The sequence below is a fragment of the Rhodoblastus acidophilus genome (genome assembly GCF_009720655.1).
GTDB lineage: Bacteria > Pseudomonadota > Alphaproteobacteria > Rhizobiales > Beijerinckiaceae > Rhodoblastus > Rhodoblastus acidophilus_A.
The window spans coordinates 18,239-28,752 of record NZ_WNKS01000029.1 but is presented as its reverse complement, the minus strand read 5'-3'; the positions used below and the strand labels follow the sequence as shown (position 1 = coordinate 28,752).

Annotated in this window: 6 protein-coding genes and 1 pseudogene; 3 read left to right on the top strand and 4 right to left on the bottom strand. The window is 64.5% G+C overall.

The window, feature by feature from the left end:
- Positions 1–76: 76 nt before the first annotated feature.
- Positions 77–241: pseudogene (locus GJ654_RS19670) on the bottom strand (transposase); the annotation flags it as partial.
- Between the two features lie 59 nt (positions 242–300).
- Between GJ654_RS19670 and GJ654_RS21715 the strand changes: the two are divergent.
- A complete protein-coding gene (locus GJ654_RS21715; RefSeq protein WP_155447885.1) occupies positions 301–447 on the top strand; it encodes an integrase core domain-containing protein in 147 nt (48 codons plus the stop codon).
- Between the two features lie 119 nt (positions 448–566).
- On the opposite strand, the gene GJ654_RS19660 is transcribed toward GJ654_RS21715, so the two are convergent.
- Positions 567–1,100, bottom strand: a complete 534-nt coding sequence (locus tag GJ654_RS19660; protein ID WP_155447884.1) for a TetR/AcrR family transcriptional regulator — start codon at positions 1,098–1,100, stop codon at positions 567–569.
- 157 nt (positions 1,101–1,257) lie between these two features.
- Here GJ654_RS19660 and GJ654_RS19655 point away from each other — a divergent pair, with 157 nt between their 5' ends.
- Both GJ654_RS19655 and GJ654_RS19650 read left to right on the top strand, forming a co-directional pair.
- Positions 1,258–2,430: an efflux RND transporter periplasmic adaptor subunit gene (locus tag GJ654_RS19655; RefSeq protein ID WP_155447883.1), complete on the top strand. Its 1,173-nt coding sequence runs from the start codon at positions 1,258–1,260 to the stop codon at positions 2,428–2,430.
- A 21-nt stretch (positions 2,431–2,451) separates the two neighbouring features.
- Positions 2,452–5,595, top strand: a complete 3,144-nt coding sequence (locus GJ654_RS19650) for a multidrug efflux RND transporter permease subunit (RefSeq protein WP_155447882.1) — start codon at positions 2,452–2,454, stop codon at positions 5,593–5,595.
- Positions 5,596–5,906: 311 nt separating this feature from the next.
- Here the strand turns inward: GJ654_RS19650 and GJ654_RS19645 are convergent, their stop codons facing one another.
- Together GJ654_RS19645 and GJ654_RS19640 are read right to left on the bottom strand one after the other, a co-directional pair.
- Positions 5,907–7,394 (bottom strand): efflux transporter outer membrane subunit, encoded by a 1,488-nt coding sequence (locus GJ654_RS19645; protein ID WP_155447881.1) that lies wholly within the window; start codon positions 7,392–7,394, stop codon positions 5,907–5,909.
- A complete protein-coding gene (locus GJ654_RS19640) occupies positions 7,391–10,507 on the bottom strand; it encodes an efflux RND transporter permease subunit (RefSeq protein ID WP_155447880.1) in 3,117 nt (1,038 codons plus the stop codon). The genes GJ654_RS19645 and GJ654_RS19640 overlap by 4 nt, the downstream gene beginning before the upstream one ends.
- Between the last annotated feature and the right edge of the window lie 7 nt (positions 10,508–10,514).

Below are 10,514 nucleotides of genomic sequence, written 5' to 3'. Positions count from 1 at the left end.
GATTCATCCAAATTTTGAATCAAAATCCGGGCGGGAGCGCAAGCCCTGCCGCGCCGCCGATGGGCCTGGGTAATTACTCTGGAAGATCACGCCACGGCGAACCCGTTCGCGCCAACCAGAGAACGGCTTCGACAAACAGCCGGTTGTCGGCTCCGCTCCGGCCTGGATCGCCCACCTTTCCAGGCAGATGCGGCGCCATCCGAACCCATTGAGAATCTCCCAACACCAAGCGAACCGACATTCATGGCTCCCGACCGAAAAGGAGCTTGAATCAGATTTGCGAGTCTGTGGGAATCCCAAATGTCAACGCGCTCTAAGGCCGAGATCGGCCGCTGGATCACTTTCTACAATCGCCAGCGGCCTCACGCCGCCCATGGCGGGCGGCCGCCTGCCATGGTTTATTGGAATGCCATTCAACCCGACCAGCAGACAACGAGAGTAGCTTAAATCCCCCCGAAATTTGTCCAACCAACGGGGAGTAGCTCAATTGGTTCCGAATAGGCTCACAACCTGCTACGCCACGCGCGACCTGCTGGCCTCAACAAGGATTCGTTGGTCGGTTCGGTTCAGAGCAGCTTGAGAATATCCGCGAAGACAGCGTCCCAGCCGGCCTGGTCCATTGTCACGAGACCAAGACTGCGAAGAAAAAAAGCGCCCTCGGCGGCGATCAGCGCCGTCCTGATCCTGCGCTCCGGCTCGGAGCAAGGATCAGCTTGGGTGATCCACTCGGCGTAACAGTCACGGATTTTCTGCATTTGCTCTGGCGCCTGGAGCAATGCGATGAGCATGCCGATGTATTTGGCCTGCGTCGCCTCGTCGATCTGACCGGAAGTCAGAATATAGCCTTTCGCCCGCGCAAGACCGTCGGCGCCGGGTGGGGTGTTCCGCGCAAGTTCAGCCTCAAAAAACTTGGCGCCGCGTTCGACGATCGCGCCGATCAGGTCGTCCTTGCTGCCAAAGCAGTACTGCAACCCGCCCTTGGTGATGCCGGCGGCCTTGGCGACGGCGTCAAACGTGAGCGCGGTCGCGCCGTCGCGGAGAACGATCTGTTCGGCGATATCCAGCACCTTGTCGCGGTCGATCGTTCGCGTACGGCCCATTTTTCCTCTTTCCAATCCATACGTATGGAATTAAAAGCTCGTCGCCGCTTTGGCAAGCCCCGCCAAGCCAAGCACACCGCTCCGGGCTTGTCGAATAGCGTCGAGAGCCACCGCAAGCAACGCGCCGCAAGGCGAATGGAACAGGACCGAAATCTCCATGAGACAGAGCGAAAGCTGGCGTATTCCTCTCCGTCCGAGCCTCCCGGCTGTCGCATCCTGTCTTGTTCTGGCGCTCGCCGGGTGCAAGCCAGCCGCGAACGATGCCTCGGCGCCCGCCGCCGACTCCGCCGCCGTTGAAGTGTCCACATTCGTCGCCGCAGCGGTCGAAGCGCCGCGGACCGTCGACCTCCCGGGCCGCCTGTCCTCGACCCGGGTCGCCGAAGTGCGGGCCCAGGTCGCGGGCATCATTCAGGAGCGCGCGTTCAAGGAAGGCGCCAGCGTCGCGGAAGGCGACATCCTTTTCCGAATCGACCCCGCGATCTATCAGGCCGAGGTCGACGCCAAGGCGGCTGCGGTCGCCCGCGCCGAGGCGAACCGGATTCAAGCGCTCAGACAGGCCGAACGCACCGACGCCTTGCTGGAAAAGCGGGCGGCCAGCACCGCCCAGCACGACATCGCCACAGCAACCCTCCAGCAGGCCGAGGCCGATGTCGCCAGCGCCAAGGCGCAACTCGCCCGCGCCAAAATCGACCTCGACCACGCCACGGTCCGCGCCCCGATCGCCGGACGCATTGGCCGCGCCCTGGTCACCGAGGGATCGCTGGCGCAAGGTGACGCGACCAGGCTGGCCGTGATCCAGCAGATCGACCCGATCTACGCCGATTTCAGCGCGGACGCCTCCGAGGTCGGGCTGCTCATGGACCGCGCCGCCGACGCTGCGGCGACCGAAGTCCAGCAGGTCAACGCCGATGGCGCGCTGCGCCCCGGCGCCGGCAAACTGCTGTTTTCCGATGTCAGCGTGGACGCCGGCACCGGACAGGTCAGTTTGCGCGCCGCCTTCGCCAACCCCAAGGGCGCGCTGCTGCCGGGGGCCTATGTCCGCATCCGCGTCCCTTTGGGCGTGACGGCGGGCGCGGTGATCGTGCCGTCCCAGGCCATTCAGCGCAGCAGCGCCGGCGAGGCGCAGGCCTATGTCGTCGGCGACGACAAAACCCTGGCGCTGCGCCCGCTGCGCACGGGCGCGCTGACGGAGGCCGGCTGGATCGTGGAGGACGGTCTGAAGCCCGGTGACATGGTGGTGGTCGAAGGTTTTCAGAAAATCCAGCCCGGCATGCCCGTCACGCCAAAACCGTGGCGCGACGCCGGCGCGGCTGCGGCCGCAAAACCCTGACCCGTTTTCGAAAGCGCGGAAATGACCAATTTCTTCATCGACCGGCCGATCTTCGCCTGGGTCATCTCGATCTTCATCGCGCTCGCTGGCCTGATCGCGCTCGTCTTTCTGCCGGTGTCGCAATATCCGGATGTCGCCCCGGTCACCGTTCAGGTGACGGCGACCTATCCCGGCGCGCCGCCGGAACGGCTCTACGATGGCGTCACCCGCATCATCGAGGAGGAGCTGAACGGCATTCCCCGCCTGATGTATTTTGAATCGACCAGCGACACCTCCGGTCAGACCCAGATCATGATCTCGTTCGCCCCGGGCGCCAATGCTTCGGACGCGACAGTCGCCGTGCAGAACCGGATCAAGCGCATCGAGGCGCGCTTGCCGCGCGTCGTGATCCAGCAGGGCGTCACGGTCGAAGAGGCCAGCACCAGCTTCCTCCAGGTGGTGACGCTGTCGTCGCGCGACGGCGCCCTGAGCGAAGCCGATCTCGGCGATCTCGCGGCGCGGCGCGTCCTGGGCGAGTTGCGGCGCGTTCCCGGCGTGGGCCGCGCCATCCTGTTCTCGACGGAAAAGGCGATGCGCGTCTGGATCGACCCGGCCAAACTGGTGGGTCTCAACCTGACGCCCGGCGATGTCACCGCCGCGATCTCCGCCCAGAACGCGCTGGTCGCCTCGGGAACCATCGGCGCGCTGCCGGCCAGCCCCGGCCAGCGCATCGTCGCCAATGTGCTGGTGAAGGGGCAGCTCACCACGGTCGCGGAGTTCGAGGACATCGTCTTGCGCGCCAATCCCGATGGATCGCTGGCGCGCCTGCGCGATGTCGCGACCGTCGAGCGCGCCGGCCAGTCCTACGCCAACCAGACACGCCTCGACGGGCGCCCCGCCGCCGGCATCGGCATCCAGCTCGCTCCCGGCGGCAACGCGCTTTCGACCGCCGCGGCCTTGAAGGCGAAACTGGCGCAATTGCAAAAAACGCTGCCCGCCAATGTCAGCGTGGCCACACCCTATGACACCACGCCCTTTGTCGAAGTTTCGATCCACCAGGTGCTCAAGACGCTGGTCGAGGCGATGATCCTCGTCTTCGCGGTGATGTTCCTGTTCCTGCAAAACCTGCGTTACACGCTGATTCCGGCCATTGTCGTGCCGATCGCCCTGCTCGGCGCCTGCGGCGCGCTGCTGATCGCCGGCTTTTCGGTGAATGTGCTGACCATGTTCGGCATGGTGCTGGCCATCGGCATTCTGGTGGACGACGCCATTGTCGTGGTGGAAAATGTCGAGCGCACCATGGGGCAAGAAAAACTTTCGCCGCGCGAGGCCACCCGCAAGGCGATGGGGCAGATCAGAGCCGCCATTATCGGCATCACCTCGGTTTTGGTCGCCGTCTTCGTCCCCATGGCCGCATTTCCCGGCTCCGTCGGGGTGATCTATCGCCAGTTCGCAGTCAGCATGGCGACCTCCATTGCCCTGTCCGCCTTCCTCGCTCTGTCGCTGACGCCCGCGCTATGCGCGACCTTGCTGAAGCCTGTTGCTGACGGCCATGAGCCGCGCGGCTTTTTCAAGGCCTTCAACCGTGCGTTCGCAACCAGCAAGCGGACCTATCTGTCGGGCGTCGCGCGGCTGCTGCGCCGGCCAGTGCGTTCGCTCGCCGTTTATGCGGCGCTGCTGCTCGCGCTCGGCTGGGGCTATGCGCGCCTGCCGTCGAGTTTTCTGCCCACGGAAGATCAGGGCTATGTCATCGTTGATGCGCAGACCCCGCCGGAAGCTTCCGCCGAGCGGACACTCGATGTGGCGAAGCGGATCGAGGATCATTTTGCCGCGGAAAAGGCGGTCGCCGGGCATGTACAGATTCTCGGTTTCGGCTTTTCCGGCCAGGGCCAGAACACCACTTTGGCCTTTGTGAACTTGAAAGACTGGGAGGAGCGCGGCCCGCAAGACAGCGCCGACGCCATCAGCGCCCGCGCCAACGCCGCGCTCGGCGCGCTTCCCGACGCGGTCGCCATGACGCTGGCGCCTCCGGCGATCGACTCGCTGGGCAATTCCAGCGGGTTCAACTTCCGTTTGCAGGACAAGGCCCAGCAAGGCTACGCGGCGCTCGCCTCCGCGCGCGACCAGCTGCTGAAGGCGGCGAGCCAAAGCCCGATCCTAACGGGCGTCTATGTCGAGGGGCTGCCGACCGCGCCGCAGATCGAACTCATGATCGACCGACAGAAGGCGAATGCGCTCGGCGTCACCTTTGCGAGCGTCAACGAGGCGCTCTCGACCAGCCTCGGCTCGGTCTATGTCAACGATTTTCCCAGCCAGGGCCGGATGCAGCAGGTGATCGTGCAGGCGGACGCCGCCCGGCGCATGAAGCCGGACGACCTCCTCAACATTTATGTGCGCAATGCGCAGGGGCAGATGACGCCGCTGCAATCCTTCGCCCGGATCGGCTGGGCGATGGGTCCCGCGCAAGTGGTCGGCTACAATGGCTACCCAAGCATAAAATTTTCGGGCAGCGCGGCGCCGGGTTCCTCCAGCGGCGACGCCATGGCGGAAATGGAGCGGCTCGCCGCCCAATTGCCGCAAGGGTTTGAGTTCGCCTGGACCGGGCAATCGCTTCAGGAAAAACTTTCGGGCAGCCAGGCCGTCTATCTGTTCGCCCTGTCGCTGCTGAGCGTCTTCCTGTGCCTCGCCGCGCTCTATGAAAGCTGGTCCATCCCGCTGGTGGTGCTGCTGGCGGTCCCGACCGGCGGTTTCGGCGCGGTTGTCGCCATGTTGCTGCGCGACTTGCCCAACGACATCTATTTCAAGGTCGGCTTGGTCACCGTGGTCGGACTGACCGCCAAGAACGCCATCCTGATCGTCGAAGTGGCCAGCGAGTTTTTGACGCAGGGGCGCTCATTGCGCGAGGCGGCGCTGGCGGCTTGCGAATTGCGCTTCCGACCGATCGTCATGACCTCCTTCGCCTTCATTTTGGGTGTGACGCCGCTGGCGCTGGCGACCGGCCCCGGCATGAACAGCCAGCGCGCCATCGGCACCGGCGTGCTCGGCGGCATGATCGCCGCGACAGCGCTGGCGGTGTTCGTGACGCCGCTGCTTTATGTGCTGATCGTCAAGATCTCGCAAAGAGGGAAGAGCGAGCGGATGATGACCTCGGGCGACGATCTCGCGAAAACCTCTCAGACAGCTTGAAATTGGCGGAGCCATCATGCTGTGGCCATGCGTTTTTACGATTCAGCCTACGTCCGGAAAGAGATGCAAACCATCCGTCCGGACAATGACCGGTTTCCGCCGCGAAGGGCCGTGATCCTTGAACGTCGTAGAAATCCAGCCGAGGCCAAGCTGGGAAGGTAGCGAACGGCTCAAAGGAGACTTGCCCGAGATCGCCTGCGAAATTTCATGTCGATCCATTGCAGACATTGATCTAGAGCCTCCGAGGACCGGTCGGCCTCCGATTTGCGACATTCAAAAGCACTCGCCTGACGGGCGCTGTTGAAATGGGATCAGGGCTGAACGATCGCCTGCGGCTCTGGCGTCATCGTTTCCTGTGCTGTCGCCAGACGGGGGCCTTCGTTCGCGTCGATGACCTCCGGCGCGGTCGGATCCACGGGCTTCGTCCAGCCGCCGCCAAGCGCCTTGGCGAGCGCGACGTGATCCGTCGCGATGGCGGTCCGGCTGACCAATAGCGTGTCCTGCTCCGAGTAAAGCGAGCGTTCTGCGTCGAGCACGTCGAGGAAGCTGGTGCTTCCCATCGCGTAGAGCGACCGCGACAGGGTGGCCGCCTTGGCGTAGCCCGCAGCGGATTCCGCCAGCTTCTTCGCGTGCAGCTTCTCCTGGTTCAGCGCGACGATCCCGTTCTCGACGTCCTCCAGCGCCGTCAGCACCGTGGCGCGCCAGGTCGTCAGATACTCGTCGCGCGTCGCCTTGGCGTAATCGACCTGCGCCGTCAGCTTGCCACCTTGGAAGAACGGGATGGACAGGCTCGGGCCATAGGACCACGCAACGGTCGAGGCCTTGGCGAAATCCTCGACCCGCAGCGCATTGGTGGACACGCTGCCGGTGAGAGAGAGTTTGGGATAGAGTTGGGCCTCGGCGACGCCGATTTGGGCGGTGTATTCCGCCACGCGTTTTTCAGCCGCCCGCACGTCAGGCCGGTTTTTCAGGAGGTCCGCCGGCAGGCCCAGCGGCAAAGCTTTGCGCGGCGTGGGGATTGGGCGGACAGCCGCCATGCGTTGCGCCAGCGCGCCCGGCGCCTGCCCTGTCAATATGCCGAGCCGATGCACAGCCTGATCGAACGAAGCGCGGAATGGCGGGATGGTCGCCTCGGTGTTGGCGGCAAGCGCCTCGGCCTTGGACGTGTCGACGGCGGAAGCCGAACCGACCTGGAATTTCGTTTGGGTGAGCGCCGCCGTCTTTCGCTGCGATTCCGCCGTGCTGCGCGCCAGCGCGATGCGCGCCTGATAGCCCCGCGCCTCTATGTAATAAGTGGCGACATCGCCGACGAGGGTCAGCAGCGCGGCGTCGAGATCGTCCTCCGCGGCTCGCGCCGCGAAATCGGAAGCTTCAAGCGTGCGACGGTTGCCGCCGAAAATGTCGATCTCCCAGCTGGCGTCGAGGCCGCCGACAAACTGGTTGTAGACGGCGACCCCGCCTGTCGTTGCCGAGGATTGTTGCGGGGTCGCCGAGGCGGCGCCGCTCACGGAGGGCGCCAACGCGGCGGCGCTCATCCGGCGGCTGGCGCGCGCCTCTCGCACCTTGGCCTTTGCCGCCGCCACGCTCTGGTTGCCCGCGACGGCCTCCTCGATCAAGGCGCTGAGCAAGGGTTCATTGAACGCGCGCCACCAGTCGCCGATGGACGCGCGTTTGGCCTTGGCGCGCGGCGCCTCGCTCCATCTGGCCGGAACCGGAGCGTCAAGCGGTGTGGCGACAGGCCCGACGGCGCAGCCGCCGAGCGAGAGCGCGAGGAGGCACGGGAGCGCGGACCGGATCATTCGCGGACCTCCGACGGCTTGGCGGCGTCGGGGAAAATGCGCCGGATGGCCACGAAAAGCAGCGGGATGAACAGGACGCCGAGCGCCGTCGCCGAGACCATGCCGAACATGACGCCGATGCCGATGGAGTTTTGCGCGCCAGATCCGGCCCCGCTCGCCACAGCGAGGGGCAACACCCCGAGGATGAAGGCGAGCGAGGTCATGAGGATGGGGCGCAGGCGCTGGCGCGCCGCCTCCAGCGTCGCCGCGATCAGGCCCTCGCCGCGCGTTTGCCGCTCCACCGCGAATTCCGCGATGAGAATGGCGTTTTTCGCCGACAGCCCGATAGTGGTGAGCAGGCCGACCTTGAAATAGACGTCATTGTTCTGGCCAAACAGCGAGGCTCCGACCAGCGCCCCGACGATGCCGACCGGCGCCGCCAGAAGGATGGCGAAGGGGATGCTCCAACTTTCGTAAAGCGCGGCGAGCGCCAGGAAGACCACGATCAGCGAGATGGCGTAGAGAGCCGCCGCCTGACTGCCGGAGAGTTTTTCCTGATAGGACAGGCCGGTCCAGGACAACTGGTAGCTCGACGGCAACTGTCCGACCAAGCGCTCAGCCTCGTTCATCGCTGTGCCCGACGAAACACCGGGCGCGCCGGAACCCAGGATTTCGACGGCGGAAACACCGTTGTAGCGTTCGAGCCGGGGCGACTCGAACGTCCAGCGCGCGGTGGAAAAGACCGAGAAGGGCGCCATCGCGCCGTCGGAGGCGCGCACATGCCAGCGGTCGAGATCCTCGATTTGCATGCGAAACTGCGGCGCGCTCTGCACATAGACCTTTTTCACGCGGCCCCGGTCCATGAAGTCGTTCACGTACTGACTGCCCCAGGCGACGGAAAGCGTGTTGTTGACGTCGCCCAGACTGAGGCCGAAGGCGCCGGCCTTTTCCTGGTCTATGTCGACCTGCAATTGCGGCGTGTCGTCCTGCCCGTTGGCGCGCACAGCCATCAAGGACGCGCTTTTCCCCATGTCGCCGACAAGGCGGTTGCGCGCATCGAGCAGCGCGCGATGACCCTCGCCGCCCATGTCTTGCAGGAAGAAATCAAAACCGTTGGAATTGCCCATGCCTTGGACCGCCGGCGGATTGAAGGCGAAGATCATGGCGTCGCGCGACTGCATGAAGCTGCCCATGGCGCGGCGCGCCACCGCGTCGGCCTTGAGGTTGGCGGCCTTGCGCAGGTCGAAATCCTTGAGGCGGATAAAGGCGGTTCCGACATTTTGCCCCTGTCCGCCAAAGCCGAAGCCAGAAACGGTCATCACGCTTTCCACCGCGTCCTTCTCCTTGTCCAGGAAATAGGACGTGAGTTCGCCAAGCGCCTGTTCGGTGCGGTCCCTTGTGGCGCCGACCGGCAATTGCACGGAGCCGATGAGCAGGCCCTGGTCTTCGTCCGGGAGGAAGGACGTCGGCAGGCGCACGAACAGCAGCGCCATGACCGCCAGCAGCGCGGCGAAGGCGGCGAAGCCGGCGCGAGGCCGGTTCAGGACGCGTTGCGCACCCTTCTGGTAGGTGAGCGCGAAACGATCGAAATACCGATTGAACGCCGAAGCCGCGCGACCTCCCTGTCCAATGGCGTGCGGGCGCAAAAGGGTGGCGCAGAGCGCGGGCGTAAACGTCAGCGCGCAAATCACCGAGAGCGCCATGGCGGTGACAATGGTGACGGAGAATTGCCGATAGATGACGCCAACCGAGCCGCCGAAAAAGGCCATGGGAATGAAGACGGCGGAAAGCACGGTGGCGATGCCGATCAGCGCGCCGGAGATTTCCTTCATGGACTCGATGGTGGCGTCCCGCGGAGACAAGCCTTTCTCGCGCATGAGGCGTTCGACGTTCTCGACCACGACGATGGCGTCGTCCACCAGCAGACCGATGGCGAGCACCATGCCGAACATGGTCAGCGTGTTGATCGAATAGTTCAGCGCCGCCAGCACGCCGAATGTGCCGAGGAGGACCATGGGCACCGCCAAAGTCGGGACCAGCGTCGCGCGCACATTCTGCAAGAACACGAACATAATGACGCAGACGAGGACGATCGCCTCGAACAGGGTCTTGACCACATCCTCGATCGAGATGCGCACGAAGGGCGTGGTGTCGTAGGGATAGACGACCTTCAGCCCGGGCGGAAAGCTCTTGCTCAGGCGTTCCAGCGCCGCTGTGACGATGGTCGCCGTGGTCATGGCGTTGGCGCCCGAGGCGAGGCTTATGGCGAGTCCCGCGGCCGGTTTGCCGTTGAACTTCGACTGCGTGTTGAAATCTTCCGCCGCGAGTTCGACGGTCGCGACATCGTTGATGCGCACCACGGAGCCGTCGGTCTGGCTCTTCAGGATGATATTGCGGAACTGTTCGGGCGTCTGCAAACGGCTGCGCGCAGTCACCGTGACGTTGAGCTGCTGCCCCTTGACCGCAGGAATGGCGCCGAGTTGTCCTACGGCGAGCTGGGTGTTCTGCGCGGCGATTGCGCCGGTGACGTCGCTGGGAATCAGCGCATATTTGGCGAGCTTGTCGGGATCGAGCCAGATCCGCATGGCGTAGTTGGATCCGAAGATCGTGGTGTCGCCGACGCCCGGCAGCCGGCTTAGCGTATCGTTCAGCGAACTGTAGATGTAGTCGGAGAGATCGATGGAGCTCATCGACCCGTCCGTGGAGATGAAGCCCACCACCATGAGGAAGCCGGAGGTGGACTTGGCGACGGTGACGCCGGTCGTCTGCACCGCTGACGGCAGCTTGGCCTGCACCAGCTGCAATTTGTTCTGCACCTGCACCTGCGCGATGTTGGGGTCGGCGCCGGCGGTGAAGGTGATGTTGATTTGCGACTGCCCGGTGGACGTCGACGTCGAGGTCATGAAGTCGAAATTGTCGATGCCGGTCATGCCGGCTTCGATGACCTTGGTGACGGAATCCTCCACCGTCTGCGCGTCGGCGCCAGCGTAATTGGCGGTGATGCGCACGCTGGTTGGCGCAATCTGCGGATATTGCGAAACGGGGAGCGTGCGCAGCGCCAACAACCCGAGCAGCATGATCGACAGTGCGACCACCCAGGCGAAAATGGGCCGGTCTATGAAAAAACGCGACATCATTCTT

Coding starts and splice junctions, on each gene's coding strand:
- GJ654_RS19650 (WP_155447882.1), top strand. CDS start 2,452: ATGACCAATTTCTTCATCGACCGGCCGATCTTCGCCTGGGTCATCTCG.
- GJ654_RS19655 (WP_155447883.1), top strand. CDS start 1,258: ATGAGACAGAGCGAAAGCTGGCGTATTCCTCTCCGTCCGAGCCTCCCG.
- GJ654_RS19660 (WP_155447884.1), bottom strand. CDS start 1,100: ATGGGCCGTACGCGAACGATCGACCGCGACAAGGTGCTGGATATCGCC.
- GJ654_RS19640 (WP_155447880.1), bottom strand. CDS start 10,507: ATGTCGCGTTTTTTCATAGACCGGCCCATTTTCGCCTGGGTGGTCGCA.
- GJ654_RS21715 (WP_155447885.1), top strand. CDS start 301: ATGTCAACGCGCTCTAAGGCCGAGATCGGCCGCTGGATCACTTTCTAC.
- GJ654_RS19645 (WP_155447881.1), bottom strand. CDS start 7,394: ATGATCCGGTCCGCGCTCCCGTGCCTCCTCGCGCTCTCGCTCGGCGGC.